The organism is Nostoc sp. CCY 9925, assembly GCF_963920935.1.
Classification (GTDB): Bacteria; Cyanobacteriota; Cyanobacteriia; order Cyanobacteriales; family Nostocaceae; genus Nostoc.
In genome coordinates this window covers 52,611-76,565 of the sequence record NZ_CAWUDO010000037.1, presented here as the reverse complement: position 1 = coordinate 76,565, position 23,955 = coordinate 52,611, and the positions used below count along the sequence as shown (strand labels likewise).

At 41.5% G+C, this 23,955-nt stretch carries 16 protein-coding genes and 1 pseudogene; 6 read left to right on the top strand and 11 right to left on the bottom strand.

From position 1 onward, the window contains the following. Positions 1-50 precede the first annotated feature (50 nt). From ACM0OY_RS19565 to ACM0OY_RS19550, 4 genes and pseudogenes are all read right to left on the bottom strand, one after another. Positions 51-194: pseudogene (locus tag ACM0OY_RS19565) on the bottom strand (ABC transporter ATP-binding protein); the annotation flags it as partial. An 83-nt stretch (positions 195-277) separates the two neighbouring features. After that, positions 278-1,111 (bottom strand): nitrate ABC transporter permease, encoded by an 834-nt coding sequence (gene ntrB / locus ACM0OY_RS19560; RefSeq protein WP_414570511.1) that lies wholly within the window; start codon positions 1,109-1,111, stop codon positions 278-280. A 108-nt stretch (positions 1,112-1,219) separates the two neighbouring features. Next, entirely contained in the window at positions 1,220-2,542 is a 1,323-nt protein-coding gene (locus tag ACM0OY_RS19555) for a CmpA/NrtA family ABC transporter substrate-binding protein (protein WP_414570510.1), read from the bottom strand. Positions 2,543-2,647: 105 nt separating this feature from the next. After that, complete coding sequence (locus ACM0OY_RS19550) at positions 2,648-4,267, bottom strand: ferredoxin--nitrite reductase (RefSeq protein ID WP_414570509.1); 1,620 nt, start codon at positions 4,265-4,267, stop codon at positions 2,648-2,650. Between the two features lie 605 nt (positions 4,268-4,872). Between ACM0OY_RS19550 and ACM0OY_RS19545 the strand changes: the two genes are divergently transcribed. The 4 genes from ACM0OY_RS19545 to ACM0OY_RS19530 all read left to right on the top strand — a co-directional run bounded on the left by ACM0OY_RS19545 (position 4,873) and on the right by ACM0OY_RS19530 (position 9,153). Further along, the gene (locus ACM0OY_RS19545; protein WP_414570508.1) at positions 4,873-5,286 is read left to right on the top strand and encodes a ubiquinol-cytochrome c reductase iron-sulfur subunit; all 414 of its coding nucleotides are present in this window, start codon (positions 4,873-4,875) and stop codon (positions 5,284-5,286) included. 4 nt (positions 5,287-5,290) lie between these two features. Next, positions 5,291-6,592, top strand: coding sequence for a HEAT repeat domain-containing protein (locus ACM0OY_RS19540; protein ID WP_414570515.1), 1,302 nt, complete (start codon positions 5,291-5,293; stop codon positions 6,590-6,592). Between the two features lie 415 nt (positions 6,593-7,007). Then, positions 7,008-7,955 carry a LysR family transcriptional regulator gene (locus ACM0OY_RS19535; RefSeq protein WP_414570507.1) on the top strand — a complete coding sequence of 316 codons (948 nt, stop codon included), beginning with the start codon at positions 7,008-7,010 and terminating at the stop codon, positions 7,953-7,955. Between the two features lie 118 nt (positions 7,956-8,073). Beyond that, positions 8,074-9,153 (top strand): anthranilate phosphoribosyltransferase family protein, encoded by a 1,080-nt coding sequence (locus ACM0OY_RS19530; RefSeq protein ID WP_414570506.1) that lies wholly within the window; start codon positions 8,074-8,076, stop codon positions 9,151-9,153. On the opposite strand, the gene ACM0OY_RS19525 is transcribed toward ACM0OY_RS19530, so the two are convergent. Then, on the bottom strand, positions 9,143-10,561 hold the full coding sequence (locus ACM0OY_RS19525) for an LCP family protein (RefSeq protein ID WP_414570505.1): 1,419 nt from the start codon (positions 10,559-10,561) through the stop codon (positions 9,143-9,145). The two genes, ACM0OY_RS19530 and ACM0OY_RS19525, sit on opposite strands and share 11 nt — an antisense overlap. A 286-nt stretch (positions 10,562-10,847) precedes the next feature. After that, entirely contained in the window at positions 10,848-11,189 is a 342-nt protein-coding gene (locus ACM0OY_RS19520; RefSeq protein ID WP_414570514.1) for a hypothetical protein, read from the bottom strand. A gap of 223 nt (positions 11,190-11,412) precedes the next feature. Between ACM0OY_RS19520 and ACM0OY_RS19515 the strand changes: the two genes are divergently transcribed. Continuing rightward, a complete protein-coding gene (locus tag ACM0OY_RS19515; RefSeq protein ID WP_414570504.1) occupies positions 11,413-12,588 on the top strand; it encodes an AI-2E family transporter in 1,176 nt (391 codons plus the stop codon). A gap of 32 nt (positions 12,589-12,620) precedes the next feature. Here ACM0OY_RS19515 and ACM0OY_RS19510 read toward each other — a convergent pair whose 3' ends face one another. Beyond that, the gene (locus ACM0OY_RS19510) at positions 12,621-13,952 is read right to left on the bottom strand and encodes a serpin family protein (protein WP_414570503.1); all 1,332 of its coding nucleotides are present in this window, start codon (positions 13,950-13,952) and stop codon (positions 12,621-12,623) included. A gap of 682 nt (positions 13,953-14,634) precedes the next feature. Continuing rightward, on the bottom strand, positions 14,635-16,227 hold the full coding sequence (locus ACM0OY_RS19505; protein WP_414570502.1) for a S8 family serine peptidase: 1,593 nt from the start codon (positions 16,225-16,227) through the stop codon (positions 14,635-14,637). 224 nt (positions 16,228-16,451) lie between these two features. Here ACM0OY_RS19505 and rpe point away from each other — a divergent pair, with 224 nt between their 5' ends. Further along, on the top strand, positions 16,452-17,159 hold the full coding sequence (gene rpe, locus ACM0OY_RS19500) for a ribulose-phosphate 3-epimerase (RefSeq protein WP_414570501.1): 708 nt from the start codon (positions 16,452-16,454) through the stop codon (positions 17,157-17,159). Positions 17,160-18,299: 1,140 nt separating this feature from the next. Here rpe and ACM0OY_RS19495 read toward each other — a convergent pair. The 3 genes from ACM0OY_RS19495 to ACM0OY_RS19485 all read right to left on the bottom strand — a co-directional run bounded on the left by ACM0OY_RS19495 (position 18,300) and on the right by ACM0OY_RS19485 (position 23,839). After that, on the bottom strand, positions 18,300-18,686 hold the full coding sequence (locus tag ACM0OY_RS19495) for a HetP family heterocyst commitment protein (RefSeq protein ID WP_414570500.1): 387 nt from the start codon (positions 18,684-18,686) through the stop codon (positions 18,300-18,302). A gap of 1,844 nt (positions 18,687-20,530) precedes the next feature. Then, the gene (locus ACM0OY_RS19490; protein WP_414570499.1) at positions 20,531-22,972 is read right to left on the bottom strand and encodes a GH116 family glycosyl hydrolase; all 2,442 of its coding nucleotides are present in this window, start codon (positions 22,970-22,972) and stop codon (positions 20,531-20,533) included. A gap of 216 nt (positions 22,973-23,188) precedes the next feature. Continuing rightward, positions 23,189-23,839, bottom strand: coding sequence for a heterocyst differentiation related protein (locus tag ACM0OY_RS19485; protein WP_414570498.1), 651 nt, complete (start codon positions 23,837-23,839; stop codon positions 23,189-23,191). Positions 23,840-23,955: the final 116 nt, after the last annotated feature.

Below are 23,955 nucleotides of genomic sequence, written 5' to 3'. Positions count from 1 at the left end.
CGCTCTGGTTAAATTTTCGTTACATACTTATAAATTTTCCCGCCGACTTACTTACCACAACCAGAATGTCCAATTAAAGAAACAAATTCCCCTTGTCGAATTTTCAATTCAATATTTTTGAGAGCAATATATTTGCCCCCATTCGGAAGTTCAAATACACGGTCAACGTGGTCAACTTCAACAAAAGTAGTCATTTTTTAATTCGTAATTCGTAATTCGTAATTCGTAATTTGGGAAATAACTTCGTTTTTATTTCGCAGTCCCCAGCCGCCAGTCGCTACTCCGGTACAACTTTGCTGGCGATAAAGCCAACTAATCTATCTAAAAGTAAGCCGACTAAACCAACATAAATCAGTGCGAGGATGATTTCGCTTAAGTTAGTTTCTGTGGTGGTATTGTAAGCATCCCAAATAAATGAACCAATCCCTACACCACCAACTAACATTTCTGCTGCAACAATCGCTAACCAAGATAAACCAATGCCAATGCGTAACCCTGTGAAGATATAAGGAACAGTGGCAGGAAATACAACTTTCAGGAAATACTTTACCCCTTTCAAACGTAAAACTCTAGCTACGTTTACATAGTCTTGAGGAATTTGTTGCACGCCTACAGTTGTGTTGATGATAATCGGCCAAATAGACGTAATAAAAATTACAAAAATAGCTGAAGGATTAGCTTGTTGAAATGCTGCCAAGGAAATTGGTAGCCATGCCAGAGGCGGTACAGTCCGCAACACTTGGAAAATCGGATCTACAGCATTATAAATTAACTTGTTAGCACCAATTAAAATCCCCAATACAACGCCAACAATTGCTGCTAGAGAAAAGCCTAAACCCACTCTTCCCAAACTACTAAGTATCTGCCAGCCTAAACCTTTATCACTTTCACCATTATCGAAAAATGGATTAATGATAAAAGGGTCCCAAGTTTCCGAGAATGTTTCTATTGGGCCAGGTAATTGAAAGTTAGGATTTAAACAAAGTAATTGCCAGATTAATAAAAAAATAGCTAAGGCTACCAGTGGCGGCACAATTTTTTGTGAAACTAATTTATTGAACTGCTTCCGGGGATTTTTTCTAATAGTACGACTTCCAAGGATAGCTGCCATTTTTCTGATTTCTCCCGTTACCAAGTAACTAAGCGTAAAAATTGGAGTTTGTAGTCAGGACTTTAGTCCTGATAAAAGTTTTATGAGCGATGAATCGCTCACTACGAACTAAACTTTTTTGATTTTTAAATTCTGCAAATATTCTTGTGGTTTTTCTGGGTCAAACTTCACACCATCAAAGAAAGTCTCAATACCACGAGAAGTACTCTGAGGAATTTCAGAATCAGGAACACCAATAGCTTTCGCTGCTTGTTTCCACAAGTCTTCTTTATTCACTTGGTTAACAATTTCCTGAACTTTGAGATCTTTTGGTAGATAACCCCAGCGAATTTCTTCTGTTAAAAACCAAACATCGTGACTCTTGTAAGGATAGGAAGCGTTATTTTCCCAAAACTTCATGCGATATGGGAAATCTTGCTGAGTACGTCCATCGCCGAAGTCAATATTACCCTTTGACCTTTCTAAAATATCTGAAGCAGCAACATTAAAGTATTTTCTATCAGCACAAATTTTACACATTTCCTCTTTATTTTCCGGGCGATCGCACCATTGTTGAGCTTCCAGAATTGCCATCAACAATGCTTGTGCAGCATTAGGATTTTTATCCACCCAATCTTGCCGCATCGCAAAAGCTTTTTCTGGATGATCTTTCCACAACTCGCCTGTAACTAAAGCTGAATAACCTAATTTTTGATTGACCAATTGAGCATTCCAAGGCTCTCCCACACAAAAAGAATCGATAGTATTGACTTTCATATTCGCCACCATTTGTGGTGGTGGTACGGGTTCCAAAACCACATCTTGGTCTGGATTGATGCCACCAGCCGCTAGCCAATAGCGCATCCACAAATCGTGAGTACCGCCGGGAAATGTAATCCCAAATTTCAATGACTTTTTATTAGCTTTAGCTTGACTTGCAGCTTCTTTCAGCCCTTTACTTTCTAAATTTACACTCAGTTCTTTAAATTTATTTGCAACAGAAATAGCCTGACCATTAGTATTTAATCTTGCCAAAAGATACATTGGCACTTTATCGTTGATGGTCATCAAGTAAGGCATAGGACTGAGAATATGTGCGCCATCAATACCACCGCCACCTGAGCCAATTTTCAAGTTATCACGGGTGACAGGCCAAGATTTTTGTTTAATAACCTCAACATCCGTCATCCCGTACTTGGCAAATAAACCTTTTTCTTTAGCAATAATCAGAGGAGCAGAATCAGTTAAAGCAATAAATCCTAATTTGGCTTTCGTTGTTTCTACCTTCGGCGCATTAGCCACAGTAGAAATATTAGCGGCTGTAGCAGCAGACGGAGCATCGCTACTTGTTGAGCTTGTATTGCTGTTAGAAGAACAACCATGAGCCACAATAGAAGCCGCAGCCGCAGTAGTAGTGGTGAAAATAAATTTTCTTCTTGAAATATTTGTCATTTGTTATTTGTCCTTCGTCATTTGTCATTTGTCATTTGTCATCGGGCATTGGGTACTGAGAAACTATTCTTAAATATTTATTTCCCAGTCCCCAATCCCCAGTCCCTAACTACCAACTACTAAAGCTTCTTGCTTGAGTTTTGCTCCAAAGTTTTTCATGAGTAAATCTTGCAATACTGGCTGTAAATCTTCACAGGGTATGCCTTTGATAATGCAAGTTCCGAGATGGGCATCTTTGCCAACTTTGCCACCCATATATATGTCAACGCCTTCGAGGGTTTTACCATTTTTGCGGGTTTTAGTTCCCATCAAGCCAATGTCTGCAACTTGAGGCTGTCCGCATGAGTTGGGACAACCAGTCCAGTGAATTCGCACGGGATGGGTGAAGGTTAACTCTTCTTCTAAGGCTTTAATCATTGTCAGGGCGCGGTTTTTGGTTTCAATGAGAGCAAAGTTGCAAAATTGTGCGCCTGTGCAAGATACTAGCGATCGCGTCAATAAACCTGGATGAATCGAAAACCGTTCTAGTAATGGCTCTGTTAAAAATGTTGCTACCCGTGATTCAGCAACATTGGGGATAACGATGTTTTGCTCAACTGTGAAGCGGATTTCCCCACTACCGTAAACTTCCGCTAGACGAGCAATTTCAAACATATCTTCGGCATACAACCGACCAACAGGAATGTGCAACCCTACGTAATTTAATCCTGGCTGCTTTTGTTTATATACCCCAATGTGGTCGCGTTTTTCCCAGTCGATTTCGTCTTTTGGCGCTGCGGGTAACAATGATTTACCCAAACGGGTTTCTACTTCTTGGCGAAACTTTTCTAAACCCCATTCATCAATTAGCCACATCAGACGAGATTTTTGCCGATTAGCACGCGAGCCGCGATCGCGAAAAACTTCTAAAACGGCTCGACATACAGCTACCACATCTTCTGGAGCTACCCAAGCATTCAAAGGAATCGCCGCCTCACAGCGTTTGGCTGAGAAAAAGCCACCTACTAAAACGTTAAATCCAAAAATTTTTTGGTGGGAATGGGCAGAGGGGAAATTTTGCTCCTCCGCTCCCCTGCTCCCCTGCTCCCCTGCTTCTTGGAATGCTGGCACGAATGCCAAATCATTAATCTCGGCGTGAACTGAATTGTCTCTTCCACCAGCGATCGCAATATTAAACTTCCGTGGTAAATTGCTAAACTCTGGGTTGCCTTCGCCTTTGTTGGTGAGCATATCTTGAATTTGTTGTACCAACTCTCGTGTGTCGTACAACTCATCTGCATCTAACCCTGCCACAGCATCGCCTGTGATGTTGCGGACGTTATCCATCCCTGACTGGACGCTGGTTAAGCCAACTGCGTGAAATCTATTAAAAATATCTGGTAAATCAGAAATTCTGATTCCCCGCAATTGAATATTCTGTCTGGTAGTAATATCAGCACTACCCTCATCACCGTAGCGCTGCACCACTTGGGCTAAAACACGCATCTGAGTGCTGGTGAGAATACCGTTAGGCATCCGCAACCGCATCATAAACTTACCTGGAGTGACTGGGCGAAAAAATACACCCACCCATTTGAGTCGATGATCTCGGTCTGTCTCGTCCATTGCTTCCCAGCCCAAGGCGGCAAATTTCTCTATCTCAGCCTTAACGGCGAGTCCATCTTTTTGAGCCTTGAATTTCTCGAACTTGTTGAGGTTGGCGGTGGTAGTTGCTGTATCTGTCATGAGGCTGACTCTCGTTGCAAATTACTAATAAGCGTGAAAATTTGTGGTTATTACCCAATACCAATCAACCCGTAGTCCCATCAGGTGTTGTGTCTACGAGGGTTAGAGATGAAAAACTTAATATGTGGTCAGGGCTGATTATTTATATTTCGGAGTATTCAACGCGAAACTTAAAAACCGTGCTTAGTAGAGGAAAATTTGTCGCCATTTACATCTTGGGAATTTGCCAAAGAGTTTTGGCTACTGTTCATGTAACAATTTCGATACTCATAACTTAAGGTCAGATTTCTGTTAAAATCGTATAAATTGTTACGGTTTTTGAGTAAAAATGCAGAAAAAACATGATGCCTATGCATTTTTTACATCAAGACCACTCATTAAGTAACGCAAAGCTCTGGGATCAAAGGTATTTGATATGACGCAGCGATTTTCAATTACGATGTAGCAATCGTATTTGATCGCAAAAACTAGGGTGTAGGCTGGCTCAAGAGAAAAATATTTTACAAATCATTTAAGGCTGGTATATTTCAATTCGGAATCGAAAATCGAAAATCGAAAATTGATTGGCAGATGTGAGTTAAAACTTAAAAATTATTTCAGCAGCTATGAAACGTCGTGATTTTATTAATTGGGTAGGTTTGGGTTGGATAGCGAGTTCTTTACCTGTGGCGATCGCCGCTTGTTCTTCGCAGACAAATTCAGTATCAGCCGATTGGCAAACGGTAGGCACATCGGCAGACTTAGATAAAACAGGTCAATTGTTGGCGAAAAACTCACCTGCTGGGCCTGTGTTAGTAGTCGGTACATCTAAATCTGAAAGTCTTACCGCTGTCAACCCTACTTGTACTCACGCAGGTTGTACAGTGGGATGGAAAGCTGACGCCAAAAAATTCGTCTGCCCCTGTCATGGTTCAGAATATGCGCTTGACGGTAAAGTGCAAAGAGGCCCAGCAACAGAACCGCTAAAAACTTACGCCGCCCAAATTGAGGGCAATTCAGTTGTAGTCAAACCAAGTTAAAAGGATCGTGAATAATATCAACCAGCTTTTGGTGCAAGTCCAGACAGCACATGAAGCAGCTGATTGGTCATCACTAATTCAATATTTACAACAATTAATTATAGGCGCAGACCTTGAACATCCAGAGATAGTTAAAAATCGAGAATATCTTCTGGAATTAACACTTTCAACCTTAGAGATGGGGGATTTTCAGCAACGCTGGGAAATGGCTAAGGTGTTAACTCATTTGGGAAATCTTGCCATCCCACCACTCATTGAAATATTAAAAGATGAAGACGCAGAGGAAGAATTACGCTGGTATACAGCACGGACTTTGGGGGAATTTCAGCACCCAGATGCCATTGCACCTTTAGTAGAATTATTGAAAAATGATGAGGATGAAGAACTCAAGGCGATCGCAGCTACAGCACTGGGACAAATGGGTACTCTTGCTATTACTTCACTAACAGAACTTCTAGCAGATGAAAATACACGACTTTTGGCAGTGCGATCGCTTTGTTGTATTCCCCAAACAGAAACCATTGCACCACTGTTGAGTGTAGTCCAAGATCCACAAGCCACAATTCGTGCTGCTGCAATTGAAGCCCTCAGTAGCTTTAATGATGAACGCGTATCACCAGTGTTGTTGAACGCTTTGGATGATGTAGCCGCTATAGTTAGGCGTGCAGCAGTTATTGGTTTAGGTTTTCGCGCCGACTTATGCCAAGCATTAGATTTAGTAACGAGACTGCAACCAAAGCTTTACGACTTGAATCTTGATGTTTGTTGTGCAGCAGTCGTTACCCTTTCTCGCATGAGTTCTGATGACGCTACCAAACACTTATTTGATTTGTTGATTTCACCCCAAACACCAATACCACTGCAATTAGAAACCATCCGCGCTTTAAGTTGGATGGGGACACCATCGAGTTTGGAATATTTACAAACAGCACTTGGTCAAAGTACATCACAAACAGTGTGGCAAGAAATTGTCACAGTTTTAGGGCGAGTGCAAAACCTGGAATTAACGACACCAGCCACGGAAATTTTACTAGAAGTATTGCGATCGCAACATCCAGCTACAAAAATCGCCAATATCAAAAGTGCGATCGCTTTATCTTTAGGACAGTTAGGTAAAATCCAGGCAATTGAACCATTAATTTTGCTGCTAGCTGATTCTAATGCATCGGTGAGACTACATGCGATCGCAGCACTGAAAAATCTCAATAAAGAAGCTGCACATCAACAATTACAGCAGTTAGCAAATAACCCTGAGCTTACACCAGATTTGCAACAAGGAATCGCGATCGCTTTGGCAGAGTGGTAAATTTTCTTAAAGGGCTAGAATCTTCTATCGACCCGATGATATCAAGTTCGGATAATCACTTATTATTAAAATTTCTCCGCGTCCCCGCGTCCCCCGTCCCCGCGTCAGTCCTAATGATAAGTCTTCACCCGAACATGATATGACTGGAGATCCAATGGTCGCAATAATGGCTTGCCTTAATCTTTCAATCTCGCTGTTCGTAAATTTATATATTTGAGCAGAGAATAGTTAAGTCTTTTTTGGCGATATTTGCCAAAAAATTCAGTGCGGAGCGGATAATTGAGCACAAAAGCAGTAAATTCTGATTTGGACAAATGTAAATTAGAGCAAAAGAGCTGTAACAAACCCTACTAAACTCTGGGGAAAAATCCGTTAACTTAATGAAACCGATAAATGTAATGCAGGCTACATAAAAATGCGCCTAGAGCAGTTGCAAGCCTTTCTAGCGATCGCCCAAACCGGCAGCTTTCAACAAGCAGCGCGAACATGTGGTGTCACGCAATCGACAATTAGCCGCCAGATCCAGGCATTAGAAGCAGATTTGGGGATAGAACTGTTTCACAGAACCAGTCATGCCAAGTTGACGCTAGGAGGTGAACGTTTGTTACCTCGTGTCCGCAAAATTTGCCAAGAATGGCAGACTGCTACAGAAGAATTAGCCGATTTAATAGCCGGAAAACAGCCAGAACTTTGCATTGCCGCGATTCATTCACTGTGCGGATCTTACTTACCGCCAGTGTTACAAAAATTTTGTCATGATTATCCAGATGTGCAATTGCGGGTAACTTCATTGGGAAGCGATCGCGCCCTGAAAGTCCTCAAGGATGGATTAGTAGATTTAGCAATTGTGATGAATAATCGCTTTTTAACTACTGGTAGAGAAATGGTAGTAGAAGTACTTTATGATGAACCTATAGAAGTTTTAACCGCAGCCAATCATCCCCTAGCCCAATATGAATTCGTTCCTTGGTCAGAGTTAATTCGTTATCCCCAAGTCGTTTTTAAAGATGGTTATGGGATGCAGCGTTTAGTACAAGATAGATTTGAGCGAATGGAGGCTAAACTCCAGGCAGCTTTAGAGGTAAATACCTTAGATGCCTTCCGGGGAGTAGTGCGCCAAGGCGAACTGATAGCTTTACTACCTCAATCAGCATTAGTTGAAGCACGCCAAGACCCTACCCTAGCTATTCGTTCCCTAGCTAGCAATAGTATTGGTGGTTTACCAGATAATTCTAGTTTGACTCGCCGCGTAGTAATGGTCACAACTGGTGACCGTCTACAAATTCCTCCCATCAAGCACTTTTGGCAACTTGTACGGGAGAATATCCCACTACAAATTGACCAGCAGCGATCGGCTTGTTAAATGTCATTGGGCATTGGGCATGGCGCATTGGGCATTGGGCATGGCGCATTGGTTATTGGTTATTGTTAACTAACAAAGGACTAATAACTAATGACCAATGACAAAGGACTAATGACTAATGACCAATATATTTAGGGAATTCGTGCAAAAAGTAGGTAGTGGCAATCACACAGCTGAAAATTTAACTCGTGCCCAAGCAGCCACCGCTACTAAAATGATGCTACTAGGTGAAGCTACCCCAGCCCAAATTGGAGCGTTTTTGATTGCTCATCGAATCAAGCGTCCCACGGGAGAAGAGTTAGCAGGAATGTTGGATGCCTATGATGAACTCGGCCCTAAACTGCAACCCATAGTCTCTGACAGGCCAGCGATCGTTTTGGGCATCCCTTATGATGGCAGAACACGCACTGCACCAATTAGTCCGGTGACAGCTTTACTACTCGCGGCAGCTGGACAACCAGTGGTAATGCACGGCGGCGATCGCCTGCCAACTAAGTACGGATTACCTCTGATAGATATTTGGCAAGGTTTAGGAGTCGATTGGACTGCCCTAGCCCTAGCAAAAACCCAGCAAATATTTGCACAAACGGGAATTGGCTTTATTTATTTATCCCAGCATTTTCCCTTAACTACAAGTATATGGGAATACCGCGACCAACTTGGCAAACGTCCGCCCTTGGCAACAATGGAGCTAATTTGGTCTCCTTATGCCGGAGATGCTCACGTAATTGCTGGGTTTGTCCATCCGCCCACTGAAGGGATGTTTCAGATAGCTTTAGGGCTGCGAGGAGTAACAAAATTTACATTTGTGAAGGGATTGGAAGGTAGTTGTGACTTACCACGCGATCGCACTGCAATCATTGGCTTATCTTCATCGGTAGCGTCCCAAGAGATAGAACGATTGCATCTTGTACCGCGTGATTACGGCTTCACCACCAAGAATGTACCCCTTGGAACTACTGAAGAACTCGTAGCGGATATTGGGGAAGTTTTGGCAGGTAAACCAGGGGAATTAATGCAAACCGCTTTATGGAATGGCGGATTTTACCTGTGGCGGAGTGGTATTTGTCCAAATATGCCAGAGGCTTTAGCTAAGGCAGAAGAATTATTAACTAATGGTGTGGTAGCAGCTAAACTCCAAGAACTCAGCCAAGCGGTAAATTCAATGTCAGCTGCGGCCGTATCCTTTAGGGTGTGAGCGAGTTTTCCAAAATAGATTTTTGTTGCAACCAATCTTGACCAACTTGGATACTGATATCCGAGCCAAGGTTGCCAGTACTTTCCACACGCACTTCTCCAAATCCCAAAGTGTTGCGAATTGATTCAGCACTCTCACCATCTCCTTGTTGAGCGACGATGTGAGTTACCTCTAGAGGTTCACCCCATGCTTTGGCTACATAAATATTGCGATATCCGGATTTTTCCAAGGCTCTAATTAATGGTTGGAGATTAGAGCGATCGCCACCTGTACTATCTTGAATTGCTACACGTAAAGAACGTGGGTCAGCCATCTGCTGTTCTTCTTCTGATTCCAGACCAAAGTGCTGAGTCATGAGTTTGGCAATACCATTTCTGCTGGGTAACCAATAGCTAGCCTCAAACTCATTCTTCTCGCTAAAGCGACCTGGTAGCATTAACATTTGCATATTGGAGCGATTCGTCCGCACTCCAAAACCCAATAGTGCCACTAACTCTTCAACCGTCAAGTTAGTATCAATGTGTTCTTTAACAACATCAAGAACTTTAGGTAATTGAGCTACAGTAGCCGGGTTGAGAGTCTGATCCATCAAAGCACGCATCACCATTTGTTGCCGCTGAATCCGACCAATATCTCCAAGTTCGTCATGGCGAAAACGTAGTAATTGTAGTACCTGATCGCCGTTGAGATGCTGCTTACCTGCTTTCAAATTGATGTATAAGTGCTGAGAATCATCTTGATACTTCATATCTTTGGGGACGTAGACTGTCACCCCACCTAAAGCATCAATTAGCTTGCCAACTCCCAAAACGTTAATTCGGACATAGCGATCGATTCCGACTCCACCCAATAAATTACTGACAGTTTTAGCAGTCAAAGCTGGCCCGCCATCAACATTGGCAGAATTAATTTTTTTGACTCCATAACCCTCTACTTCTGTGCGGGTATCTCTGGGAATGGAGAGCATAATTATTTTTTTTGTCTCTGGATCGAATTTGACCAAGAGCATTACATCGGAAAGACCATCAAAGGAGTTTACTTGGGGCAGGTATTTGAGATCTTTAGTTTCTTGAGGAGGGTTTTGGATATCTGGCGGTAACACACTCATACCCATAACTAACAGATTAACTGGGCGAGTTAATTCTGAAAATCGCAGCACACCTCCAGAGATGCGATCGCCATCAAACACCGCTTCATCCTGTGGACTTAACTGGGCTTGCTGCAAAGGCGTACTAGTCAAAGAAACTGCCAACAACGCCCCCGCTGTTGCTGACACCATCGCAATCCCACTCATACCCACCCAAAACCACAGCCAACGTCCAGATTTCGAGTTGTGGGGAATTTTTTTAATAGACTTTGAGCCTTTTCCCGATTGGTTTTCTTCTGCCGAACTTCTTTGAATGGTCACAGACTTCCTCACACTTACTCACTAATCAAATTCGGTAAATTTGCAGACTAAAAATATGCAGACAAATCAACCCATAATATCTAACTCTTAATTATTAGTGCTAACTTTTATAATGTAGTGTCAACCACAACACTTATAGCAGCATTTTTCGTTCTTTTGGGTAAATCTGGAGATGTTTTACTGAAGTATGGCAATAATAAACTGGATTTGACTAGATAGTATGAAGAAATCAATTGTAATTTTTTCAAATCTAAGTAGAAATACTGTTAATTTTCAGCCCAAAAAATTAAGATAAGTACTTGCCGATCACCCGTTCTGCGAAATTAGTAAACCCTGGTAAACGCCCAGATTTCCCCTGTATGACACGGAAAATCAACCAGACACTCACTAAAAAATAACCTGATGTGAGAAAGCTATTGAGGATAAACAGACGTAACGTAAAAAAATCTGAAGTTGCTGCTCCGGTAGCCAATAAGAGATATCCTAACAGCCAAGTGAGTGCCAAAGTAATAGACAGACGGCTAATAGCGAGTTGTTCCCGACTACCCTGGCGGCGATAGAGAGTCCACAGAGATGGGAAAAAGCCGATAATTGGAATTAAATATAAAAGCAACTGTGTTTTGGGCATTGGGCATTGGGCATTACTGATTCTTTCTCCCCCTGCCTCCCCTGCCTCCCCTGCTCCCCACTCCCCACTCCCCATTCCCCACTCCTCAGTCTCTTTTGGTTCAATATTTTCCATTGGGCTTAGTCTAACTCCTAAACTAGAAGGATGAATAAGACTCGTATAGTTAGCGATAATAAACTGTAAAGAAAGATTTAATCTTGTTCTATTCCGCAATCAGCTGAAAATGCAGACACGCAAGCTACTCGACTGGTGGCAGACATTTACGCCAATAGCGCGAATCACGGCGATCGCGTTATTCGTTCCGCTGCTAGTTCTCAATGGTTGGGCAATTTCGGTATTTTTTAATTATTTCCATTCCCTCATAGTCATTTTAGTCGGAGCCTCGGTGCTAGCATTTCTGCTCAACTACCCCGTAAGCTGGATGGAGCATCAGGGTGCGAGGCGAGAGCAAGTTGCTATTCTAGTATTTCTCTTGGCTTTATCGATTTTATTGGCGTTAGGTGTGACACTTTTTCCTCTAGCCCTCACTCAAGCCCAGCAACTAGTGGCTCGCTTGCCGGAGTTAATTGACTCTGGACGTTCTCAGCTAATGATTCTCAACGAAAAAGCTGAGACTTTTGGCTTACCTATCAACCTCGATGCTTTGGTAGTGCAAATCAACGATCGCGTCAAAGGACAATTGCAAGCGATCGCTGGACAAGTTTTAAATCTGGCTGTAGTCACATTCACTAGTCTGCTAGATTTTCTCTTGACGATGGTTTTGACTTTCTATCTTTTACAGCATGGAGGTGAACTTTGGCAAAGTCTAGTGGAATGGCTACCCGCTAGATTTCGAGAGCCGTTCTCTAAAACCGTGCGCTTGAGCTTCCAAAATTTCTTCATCACCCAGCTAATTTTATCCACTTGTATGGCCTCAGCCCTAATTCCGAGTTTTTTGTGGCTGAAAGTACCATTTGGCCTGCTATTTGGCCTAACTATTGGCATTATGGCTCTCGTGCCCTTTGGTGGTTCTGTGGGCATCGCTCTGACTACACTATTAGTAGCGCTGCAAGATTTTTCAATGGGTGTGAAAGTTTTGATAGCAGCCGTAATAGTACAACAAATTCTCGAAAACTTAATTGCTCCCAGAATTTTAGGTAGCTTTACTGGTTTAAACCCAGTTTGGATATTAATTTCAGTTTTAACGGGAGCAAGAATTGGCGGACTTTTGGGTGTAATTGTGGCAGTACCTACAGCTGTTGTGATTAAGACCGTTTTAAGTGCAGTGCGTCTTGGAGGGTTCACTGGTGAAAGTGAGGAAAGCACCACAGGAGAAATAACTGCGTCGCTTGCAACAAATGAACCGCCGAAAACTGATGCCAAAAGTAGTCTCAGCATTTCGGAAGCGACATTACCCTAGTAGGAGGACAAGGCTTTGTCCCCTTGTCCTTTTTACTGTGGCTCAACAATTGAACCCATAAACAAAACGCTTCCCGTTTGATTATCCCTAATAGCGCAAAAGAAGGGACGGTCAACAATCATTCGGAATGGTTCTGGCTCTTGTCTTAAAGATGTTGCTACTATTCCTACAGAAGTAGCCGCAGCTGCTTCGGTACCTTCTTCATTCACTTCCACAAAAGTTTTATGCTTAACTTGGCTAATGGCAAAATTTTTACCCATGCCGGAAAAATTAGCTTTGTTGCTGAAAGCCTCTTCCATACCCAATACTTTCAAAGCATTGTTAAGTGTAACATCGTATTCGGTTTTGAAGCGGGGTAAGCGAATAAACCCTTTTTGTTTGTTGAACTGAGTCATCCATTTTTCCCAGTTCTCAACATTTAAGTTTTGAGAAAAGGCTTTGAGGTTAGAGTTTTGTTTGGGCAAGAAGATATAAAAACTGACCTTACCATCTTTGCCGTAAGGTAAACTCACTGCCTGAAATTGTTCGTTTTCATAATATCTGTAGTCACCCTCTTGTGACATCATGGGGTGTTTTTTTTGTCTGCCAGATTTGATGTAAAAGGGTTGTTCGGCTGTCTGATTTTTATCAAACTCGTTAGTCCAATTACCTTTAAAATATATGGCATTAATCAAAAACAACACTTGATCGGGTTCGATATTTTGGACTATTTTATCGATTTTGCCAGCAGTATTATCTTTTACCCAATCGTTTATCGTACTGATAGCTGTAGGATCTTGAAAGTTTAAATTGCTGACCTTGGCTTGATAGAAATTCTCTGTTCTTTGGAGAAACTCTGGCTGAAATTTTACCTCTTGATTTGCCCAAAGTGAGTTAGCAATCTTCAGTTGTACTTTCGGATCTGGATTCTCTAAAAGCTGCTTTAATACCGCTGCGTATGCAGAGTTAATTTCTGACAGACTCATTCCCTGTAACTCCAGGGTTTTTGCCATTGCTTGTTGAGTCGAACCGCTAGCGCCATTGTATGTCATTGCTAGGGCGATCGCTACACTTGAAGGTGAGATAAAAACGTTTTTTTCTCCAGCATCAGTTTTATTAACTTCTGAAAAAAGCTTGAAGCCAAACTTATTATTAGATTGAAGAATTTTAGTATCAGTCTTGACTGTTTTTTTTTCCAATGGAGTTTCTGGCTGGGGTAAACTAGATTGAGCAAGAGCACTTTTATTACTATCGACCTGAGAACACCCTAGTACACTGAAGAGAACAACACTTGCAGCAGCCAAAACATAACGTCTGCCAAGACTAACTCCGTAACGTCTTTGCAGAAAATTTTCTTTCATACCAGTAAATTTTTGCCGATTCATTCTGCTACCTCACTTGCCAAAGATTGTTAATCTGTGTCTCAGGGTTGACGTAAAACCGTGTCAATGATTAACTATTGCACTTGCTGTAATAGAAGAATGGCACTGTTACAGTTTTTGTAACAGCAAACAATTGAGTCAGAGAAATTAAACACAAGTTTTAGGATTGGGAATTCCGAATTGCTCCTTAAGGTGTTTGTCCAAAGGAATTATCAAAAATTTCGATTTTTACAAAATTGCCCAGTTATTTATAAACGTATTGTAGACTACGCAATTATAAAATTAGGTAATTCGGTAGAATTATTTACACAAGGGCAATGGACAATAGCTTTTGACTATTCTCTATTGCCTAACTTTTATCGCAGGTCAAAAGGTTTAAGACCCAGCTGTTACAAAGTTCTGAGCGTCAGAAGTCGGCGCTCAGACTTTGCAGTACTTCTATACGTAGTCCAAGTTTGAGTCGTGGTTTAAATCCCCGTCTGAAAATGCCTAAGACTTACGCAAGCACTATTTTGTCATTGCGACCGAAACGTAGTGTAGGGAAGCAATCGCAGAGTTTTTGGCGATTACTTCGCTCCGCTCGTAATGACGTAAAATCGTAGTTATTGCGTAAGTCCTGATGCCTTTAATTTTGAATTTTGAATTTTGAATTTTGAATTGTTAAGTGTAGTTGTGGGTTGCTACTTCAATTAATGGGCACAGTCCACCAAGCCAAAGCATAGGGTTGAGTTGCTTCATTTAACTTTTGACGAAACTGAATGCGGATTTTGTAATTTCCAGTAACAGCAACAGGGCAAAAAATATGTTCTACACTATCGATTTGACTAATTGAAGAACAAACAACGCCACCATCTTTTTGAGCATCAGCTTTTACTAGGTAGAGTTCGAGGTTATTCAAGCCGCGATCGCGAAAATTTTCACCCACGTCATACTGCTGATTCTTATTGCTATCATTGAGTTCTACCAATCGATCCCAATTCAGAGTAATAGCGACAAAACTACCCTGCTTTAACGGTTTAGCTAACGCATAATCAATAGAGTTTCCAACATCGATTGTGCGATAATCCCAACCAATGTACGGTACCGCGGCTGATGGCTGCCATTGACCAGCATTAAATTGCTGATAAGCGCGAAATACATTCAAATGACCCGCTCCCATTTGGGCATCCAAAGGAATTTTTGGATCTTTGTAAGTATCAGAAGCTAGCCAATCTTGATTTTGTTTATCAATTAGCGTCCGAGTCATTCCCAAACGCAAACCATCGCCGCTATCTTGGATTTTGTCTGCTGAATTGAGCAATACAGCTTTCATGACTTGATGACGCCGAGAATCTGTACTCCAATGAGGTTGTTTTGTTCGCAACTGTCGGTCACCAAGTTCCTGCAATAAAGCAACACTAGCAGTAACTTGAGGTGCTGCAAAACTTGTCCCTGTGACCTTGTTCAATTTGCCATCTGGATTAAGTAAACTAATGTTATTACCAGGAGCAACTAAACTGATAGCGCGACGCCCACCAATATTAAACTCCCTCCCAGCTAGTCGCCCAGTTGCTCCTTGATTAACACCAGCGAGATTAGCAACATCTAGTTTGTTAAAAACTCCCCCTCTGCGGGATGAAAAAGCCACGTTCATTCCGTTAAAATTATCTGTAGGAATGGGAATACCTCCTTTTCCCTGGTTGCCAGCGATCGCATATAAAACATCATGAACGCGACTAGACCAGTCAACACATAAAGTGAGTAAAGCATTGCCGTCTAGACTCGCCTGCGGTCGAGGATCGCGGCTCAGAGGTTCGCCAAAACTAAAGTTAATCGCACGGACATCGCCACTATTTTGCACCGCTATATGCTGCGCCGATAAGCATTCTTCTGGCTGACCCATATTTTTAGTCGAACCAACAGCAGATGAGTAAAGTCGCGCTCCCGGAGCAACTCCCGGTATCCCTTTGTCTCGACTCACCATCACACCAGCAACATTGTAAGCATGAGGGTCAACACCGCTATTAGACTTAGCTGGACCATTGCGTAAGAACACCGCAGCTAAAGATATGGCATGGTTTTTAGACACTGCCTTATCCCAGCCAAACATTCCCGGTCTACCGATTTCCACCTGACCAATAGCAATCTTGCGACCGATTAAATTATAAGGACTTTGGTGTAATTTGAGAGCGTCAATGCCGTTAGTTCCCAAGGGAGACTTTAAAACTGAAGCAATTACCGGCGCACTCAGACACGAAGCACTCAATCCCCAAATTATCCAGGTTAGTTTTTTAGTCATTAGTCATTAGTCATTAGTCATTAGTCATTAGTCATTAGTCAAAACACTTCGGGTAGGGTAAAGGTTAAAGGGAAAGGGGAAGAACTGTGTTTAATTCCTTTTCCCCTTTTCCTTGGCGAAACCATCTCCCCACTCCCCAAAAAAGCTGGGATCGAAGTTATGAGATCTGGCTCAATATTTGGTTACAATGATTACAGACGAGGACGCTTGAAAATCCACTAGCCATGACCCAAAACCTATCTCAAAAGCCCATTGTAATTGCTCCATCTATTTTATCGGCCGATTTTAGTCGTCTGGGTGACGAAGTTCGCGCCGTAGACCAGGCTGGAGCGGATTGGATTCATGTTGATGTAATGGACGGCCGTTTTGTACCTAATATTACGATAGGCCCTCTGGTTGTGGAGGCGATTCGTCCAGTTACGACCAAGCCACTGGATGTTCACTTGATGATTGTGGAACCAGAAAAGTACGTAGAGGGATTTGCTAAGGCTGGTGCTGATATTATCTCTGTACATGCAGAACATAATGCTTCCCCACACTTGCACCGTACTTTGGGACAAATTAAAGAGCTTGGTAAGAAAGCTGGAGTTGTACTTAATCCTGGCACTCCTCTAGAGCTAATTGAATATGTTCTCGATCTGTGCGATTTAGTACTGATTATGAGCGTAAACCCTGGCTTTGGTGGTCAAAGCTTTATCCCTGGTGTGTTACCCAAAATCCGCAAGCTACGCCAATTGTGCGAGGAACGCGGTCTTGACCCCTGGATTGAGGTGGATGGGGGTTTAAAGGCAAATAATACCTGGCAAGTTTTAGAAGCGGGAGCTAATGCAGTCGTCGCTGGTTCAGCTGTATTTAACACCAATGATTATGCAGAGGCTATTACAGCAATTCGCAACAGCAAGCGTCCTACTCCAGAATTGGCCAAAGTTTAATTCATTTTTGTATTGACTATACTTTATATAAAGTTAGGTTGGGCAGATTAATTCCCAACCTATTTTTATTGAAAATAAAAAACTGGAAGCTATTCAAGTTTTGAACTTCCAGTCATTGTTATATAAATTGAAAGTTTATAAACCAAAGATAATCCAGGTTGGGAGGACTAGGATTACAATAGTCGAAAGAGAAGCGTATAAGCTACTACTTCTACCAGCCACGAGAAAAATTTCACCGTAACTTTTCTATTTCCGTTCTTGGTGTTGATGCTAAGCGTTTGCTTTATTCACTAAAGCAACACCAACCACAATATAGAAAGCTTTATTAGCACGACTCCCACCGTCTGCAGTTCGATGAAAGCTGTATAAAGTTTGGTTTGGGGGAAGCCACCTCTCCAAATTCTCTTTGCTTGGACTTTCTCGGAAAAAGAACCACCATTAGCAGCGGTTAGATAATTGGTCTTGGTGTAAGAATTATCTAGTACATAAAATACTGACTATTTTATAAAAAGTCTGATGTATTTCATGTTGAGACCTAATCATTGATTTTATTTTTTAAATTAACTTGCTTGCCAGTCACCTCTATTTTGATTGAACTTATTATTTTTAGTTTACCAATATCGTCAGTATAAATTTGCCATTTTGGCAGATTTATAGTCATCGACTTTGATTTTTGAACTTATTTACGTGGTGCACGAAGCGCAGCAGTTAGGGAATGGAGAGTACAGACTTGATTAACCGTTCTCTGTACACCTAGGGAATAAGGCTTTTCGAGTTGAGGGCAAGTTTTTTAGCAATCAAATTAAGAGTTCTATATAAAAAATCTGCCAGGTATTAAAAAATAGCATGGCAGTTTCTTGTAGCATTTTTTTTTGTGAGGCTGCGCCAAATTTTCTTAGCTTCTTCTTTCTTTGCGTCCTACCCTGCGTGAAGCCACTTCCTGTCTATGCGCCCTTTCCGTCTACGTTCCTCATGCAGGGCGAACACATCTTCATACAGAATTAGCATTAGAGACTCAATCAACTCTCAAGCAAAATCTATTGATGCAAAATATTTTTTAATTGAATCTAAAGTATCTCAAATAAATATCTTGAGTACTTCCGATTTTCTTTGTGATTGAATTGATTGATATTCCTTAATTTACTGTGCCAATCTGCGATCTAAACTACTACCACGTATTTCTGTTTTTTGCTTTCCAACTACTTCAAGATAAGGTTTGTCTTTAATTTTGGTTAAGCAACTTGATGAGACATTACTGTCAGACCTAGAATCGTTGGGCTGTTTGAGCAGTTTTATGTTTTCATTTTGCTGTTGGTTTACTCTACTGGTTTGAGAGTTTTCTTTCAACAATCGATTATAAGTACGATATGGAATGTAATGAAGAGGATTATAACCAGCAAATCGCAGCATTAAAACACACGCCCAGGAATACTTTCCAGCCAAAATTGCTTCAACTACTTTATCAAATTGTTGAGCCTTCATTGTCTTGTCTAAGTTACTACTAATACTAGCAATGTCTTGATTCATAGTTTTTAGTTCTCTTGGGTAAAGTAAACTAGTTTGGTTTCTGCAATTCTTGGTGTTTCAATTGAGCCTTACAAACTGCACTAGCCTTTTTGGACTTGTTTAATTGCTTGCGGGAAATAGTAAGGGGGATGTTGACGAGGGATAAGAATCGATCAATAGATGCCTAAATAAATTTCCCAAATTATGACTGGCGATCGCACCTTTGAAGTCTGGGCATAGCTATTGGTAGATGTAGGTTTGTGCTCTTAAACTTTCTCAATTCCTAATTCAATCAATATTTCTCTGGAATTTATGCTGTATAAATTACTACTTTTAGAATTAAACAATTTCCGGAAAATTTCTAATTTTTTTTAGAATTAAACAAAAAACTATTTACCCTTGCCGTTCAAAATACCATTTGGATTTATACTATTTTTTCGGTTAATGTCATCTGCTATCTTAGCAGATTTATAAGTTAAATCTACTGATTAAATTTGAATATTTATTTATGGATTGTGCAACTTTTAATTTTGTCATATTTGCTAATTTATGAGGGGTCTTACCCCTCAGTCAATATTATTTTTAAACCCTTATTATTGTCTAGTAGCTAAATGATAATATCATTAACTATCACCTAAGACAATCTCCAACTTTAGGAGTATATATAGCAGCATCATAAATAAACTCAACCGCAGCTTTATTAAAAATATTTTTTGTATTCTGCTAGACTAATGATACTTTTTTTGTCTCTAGTTCCTGCTGTGAAAGCGCTAGAGAGTAATAAAGTATTATCAAAAAATGAAAATCTTATATTAACTATAAATAATAAATAGAGTTATATTTGAAATATAATATAGATAAATAATATATTTATAAAAAAAATATTTTTAGTTTGTTAAAATTATTTTTTTTATAAATTATTTGATATTGTATGTAATATTAATGTAAACATTGTATTTATTATAAATATCAAAATTTAGATTTTTAATGAAGTTCAGATAAGTATTAGCAATAAATACTATATTACATAAATATAAATTTATGTTAAATCTAAGCTATTTGAATAGATAAAAATATAAATATATTTCCAGTAGTAAAAACGGTGAATAAAAACTATTCATTAGTATAAGTTGCTGATGAATACTTTGTTTAAATAAGATACCTCGGTTTAAAACAAGGTATGGCTTGTGTGAGGAATGACAGACACATAGATCAGAAATTTCTTGCCAATAAGCTATTTACAGGTTATGATATGAGTCCAGCTAATTCAGACTTGCCTAAACTACTAACACCTCATATCTTCAAGTTTGGGCTATTTCTGCTAAAACCGAGAGAAAACCCCTGTACGGTCTATCCGCCCAAAGTTACGCAAAGTCTAAATGTCTTAGCGTTCCCATTTGAGATATTGCCAGCTGTCTCCGGAAAATAGCTTGGGCAACATTACCAATATTTATCGCTAAAGCTAGTAATATTTCCATTTTTTGAAACAGTAGTCTTGAATTCTCGCTCCTTTAACTCTTACCATTACTGAAATTTTCCTTCGCTTCCGGAAACACTCGGAAAATAAAATCACAAATTTAGGTCATCTGGAAAAACCGAGGAGTGGGGAGATGAGGAAGTGTGGAAACCTCTCCCCTACGAGGATACTGTTGGCAAATCAAGGATCGCACCCCACATTCCACGATTTTTCCCTATTCCAACAGATGTAGAGACGTTGCATTGCAGCGTCTCTACCACCTATTTTGTGGGTAAACCAGGGATCTGACCCTTCATTCGCCAACTGCATTCTACAAGGAGAGAGGGTTTGCAGATAACAGTGAAAAGTCAACTATTTTTCCAGGTGAGAAGAGAGTACATTTGCCAAATCAATTAATCATTAAATAAATTCCCCAGATTGCCATTGGGCGCAGATAAGTGCAGGCGCGAAAAGTACCAGCTGCGGTGATGGCTTCAGGCGTGCGAAATTGCAGTCCATTGTTGTAAATTTGCTGGACTACAGCTTGCGTCAAATTCAATGCTTCATCTTTCATTCCCATCTGCACAAGAAAAGCGGCCAAACCAAAGTTTATTCCTGTCCAGACTTCTAGGGGATGAGTAGCTTTGGGATTTTCTGGGGAACCGTCAGGACGAACACCGTTAGCAGCGCCAAATTCACCGTCGCAGAATTTCAAAAAGCAGGCATCATAAACAGTTTTCAGGGCACAGAGGGCACGATCGCTCGGTACAATATCAGGTAATCCTAGCAATCGGGCGTAGAACTGTCCGCACAATTGATCTGCCATTACGACATCCGAACCACTTTCACTATCGAGTCGATAGTATTGTCCATTCCAAAGTTTTTCTTGGTAGATTGGGCGGGATTGTTCCAACCAAGCTTCATAGGTAGATTTTTGAATTTCCAAGTCGTTGCGATCGCCAAGGTTGTGATTTAATAAAACTTGACTAGTGGCGATGGCAGCTTCTAGCGCCGCCAACCACAACCCACCACAATAGGCACTGACACCTTGCAACCGCCAATCATCAAATGTTTGGTCAGGGGCACCAGAATTTTCCGGAATACCATCGCCATCTAGGTCAAAAGTTTTTAGGTAGTCGAGAGTTTTAACGATGGCATCCCAACAGTCTGCCAAGAATTGCACATCCTCAGCACCCGTGAGCAGAAAATCTCGGTATACTTGCAATACAAAGTCACTACCTAAATCTTTCCATAAATTACAGTCTTGATAGCTCGTGTAGTTTGTTTTTTCCCAAACATGTTCATTCGGTGCGCCTAAATCGTGGGGTGTTGCACCGGGGGCTTTACGAACTGCAAGGGGACTTTCGGCTTTAATTGTCATATAATAGCCAATGATTCGGGGAGTGTCATCACCTTGAGGAATTGCCCGTGCAAATGCCCGCATCACTGACTTTTCCAATTCTGGAAACAGCATCAATAGGGCAAAAGAGCCATACAACCGCACGTCTAGACTTTCATACCAACGATAATCTAGGCACTCCAGCACCGCAAACTGACCGATGGGGTCAAGTTTTGATGCCGCACTCCACAGAGTACCACCACTGGTGAGGTCGTAAAGCTCATTAAATAAAGCCATCTTAAACCAGTCTGGCAAATCTTTGCGGTCGAGAATGGGTTGTTGCCAACTTTGAATTTGCGATCGCCAGTTTTGGTATTGTTCTAAGGCGGTAGATGCGATCGTCCAAGCATTACTACCATCTTTACCAAAAAAGTCTGTGTATCTGCGATCATAATTTATTCCGGCAGCAAATTCTGTAATCGGCAAATCCCAAGCCAGGACAAAGGGGATTTCTAGAGTTTCGCCTGGTTGGAGAGTAAAACGAAGTGCGATCGCAGCCGCTATTTGTGTATTTTCTGTTGCTGGAGTTGCGTCTTGATAGTTAGGTAAAGAACCATCTTCAGCAAAGGTTTGCCACACATCTTCACCCGTACCAACAGAATTCCAGCGCGTATTATAAAATAATTCCACTCCTGGATGTTTCAAAGTCGCAATACACCAGGTTCCATCCCCTTCTTCCAAAGGTTTGTCACTATCAACCCGACCTAAGACACAAGCAAATTGTTGTGTATTTTCCACAATTTGGTTGTAGTTTCCTTGACTTTCGCCCCAGCGCGGTTGGTATTCATAAACTGGACTACCATCATCCCGCACCTGCACTTGAGGAGATTTGAGAGCGTTAGTAAACCAACCCACCATATTTTCCCAGGTGAACATGATGCTGAGAGTAATAGGTGCATTTGTGGGGTTGTGAGCATTCCAAAGGAACACCGCCACAGGGTAGCTAGTTTCCTGGTAATTTCCGGCCCATACTGGGGAAAACTGCTCACAAGTCAACTGTGTTTGAAAAACATTTTCATAGACAAACCAGCTACGGGGATAAAGAGCATGATACTCACCAGTTTGGTTAAGTTCTCCCCTGCTCCCTTGCTCCTTTGCTCCTGCTCTTTTACTCCCTGGATACCATTGCCATCTGTTAAGACTAGCATCCTCAGGTGCTTGGGTAGATAAAGCATAAGCTTGGGTGGATGTAACATTGGACTCAAAGACACTGAATTGACAGGCGGGGACATTTTTGAAGATATGCTCGCCACCATCAATGTGCCAGAGATTAAAGTCTCCCCGTGAAGAACGACCGATGCAACCTGCACCAAAGCCACCTAATGGCGTACCATGCCAAGGACCATCATCAAGATTACTTGCGTAGCGGACAGTATAGGGCTTATCCCAGCCTAAACCGATGGGACGATTCCAAGTGCAAGAAGGAATTTTCGGGGAGGATTGATTTGTCATCGCCTAATGTCATAGCGTGCAGTTACGTCCATGAAGACTAGCGCGATGTACGGTTTTTATCAAGTAGCATTTGTGAGGGCACAAAAATATTCATTAGACTTGTTGCATGAATCCTTGCCCTCAGCCTAAATCCCTCTCACAAATCTGGGAGAGGGACTTTTAAAATGATTCTGATTGCTGAATTTTGAATTGGTGAATTCTTCTTCAATTTCCCTATCAGTGCATTTCGTCGTATTCTGGGGCTTCAACTCGTCTTGCTTCTACACGAGAAGCAGGTAGAAACTCAGCGCGACGTACTGGAACCAAGGGCGGTGTCGGTCCTTGATAAGGGTGAATCACTTGTACAGTGCGAGTTGGACGCTGCCGTGGTGAGAATAAAGCCAACACCCCAGCCACGACAACACCACCGCCAATAGTGAGAGCTGCACCTCCTACTGCCCACAACATAGGTGAAGACCACCAAGGGTTTTGTGGCTGGAATGCTGCTGCTTTTTGTTGGTTATTTTGCTGAGCTAATTGCCACTGCTGCTGAGTATTGAAATTTTGGACTTGGCCTTGGAGTTGTTGGTTGAACACCTTGAGCTGTTCATTGTCCTTTTTCAAAGTTTCCATCTGCATGTTCAGCTTTTCCATTTCTAACCGCTGGTCAGAATTGGGAGCAGCTGGTGGCTGATTGGGATAAATTGGTTGTGTTTGCCCATAATATCCAGGAGGATATTGCACTTGTGGTGGCATAACCTGGGGCGCTACTACAGGCATTTGGGGAGCAACAGCGAAGTTAGGTTGTATATTTGTCCCTTTGAGCAATACCAGAGCCGCCAGCCCAGCTACAGCGACCCCACCGATAAATGCCATACTCTCACTCATCGCCCTTGCCCCTCAAATGCAATGTAACTATAACCATCTGTGACTGACTTACTCTCACACTCATAATTTTTGACCACTTCACATAATACTCAGACTATAAGCGACTCTATCAGCTA

What these genes read in the sequence shown, in the direction of transcription:
- ACM0OY_RS19520 (WP_414570514.1), bottom strand. Translation starts at nt 11,189, where the DNA reads ATGCCCAAAACACAGTTGCTTTTATATTTAATTCCAATTATCGGCTTT.
- ntrB (WP_414570511.1), bottom strand. Translation starts at nt 1,111, where the DNA reads ATGGCAGCTATCCTTGGAAGTCGTACTATTAGAAAAAATCCCCGGAAG.
- ACM0OY_RS19510 (WP_414570503.1), bottom strand. Translation starts at nt 13,952, where the DNA reads ATGAATCGGCAAAAATTTACTGGTATGAAAGAAAATTTTCTGCAAAGA.
- ACM0OY_RS19550 (WP_414570509.1), bottom strand. Translation starts at nt 4,267, where the DNA reads ATGACAGATACAGCAACTACCACCGCCAACCTCAACAAGTTCGAGAAA.
- ACM0OY_RS19545 (WP_414570508.1), top strand. Translation starts at nt 4,873, where the DNA reads ATGAAACGTCGTGATTTTATTAATTGGGTAGGTTTGGGTTGGATAGCG.
- ACM0OY_RS19495 (WP_414570500.1), bottom strand. Translation starts at nt 18,686, where the DNA reads ATGAATCAAGACATTGCTAGTATTAGTAGTAACTTAGACAAGACAATG.
- ACM0OY_RS19555 (WP_414570510.1), bottom strand. Translation starts at nt 2,542, where the DNA reads ATGACAAATATTTCAAGAAGAAAATTTATTTTCACCACTACTACTGCG.
- ACM0OY_RS19490 (WP_414570499.1), bottom strand. Translation starts at nt 22,972, where the DNA reads ATGACAAATCAATCCTCCCCGAAAATTCCTTCTTGCACTTGGAATCGT.
- ACM0OY_RS19535 (WP_414570507.1), top strand. Translation starts at nt 7,008, where the DNA reads ATGCGCCTAGAGCAGTTGCAAGCCTTTCTAGCGATCGCCCAAACCGGC.
- ACM0OY_RS19515 (WP_414570504.1), top strand. Translation starts at nt 11,413, where the DNA reads ATGCAGACACGCAAGCTACTCGACTGGTGGCAGACATTTACGCCAATA.
- rpe (WP_414570501.1), top strand. Translation starts at nt 16,452, where the DNA reads ATGACCCAAAACCTATCTCAAAAGCCCATTGTAATTGCTCCATCTATT.
- ACM0OY_RS19530 (WP_414570506.1), top strand. Translation starts at nt 8,074, where the DNA reads ATGACCAATATATTTAGGGAATTCGTGCAAAAAGTAGGTAGTGGCAAT.
- ACM0OY_RS19485 (WP_414570498.1), bottom strand. Translation starts at nt 23,839, where the DNA reads ATGAGTGAGAGTATGGCATTTATCGGTGGGGTCGCTGTAGCTGGGCTG.
- ACM0OY_RS19505 (WP_414570502.1), bottom strand. Translation starts at nt 16,227, where the DNA reads ATGACTAAAAAACTAACCTGGATAATTTGGGGATTGAGTGCTTCGTGT.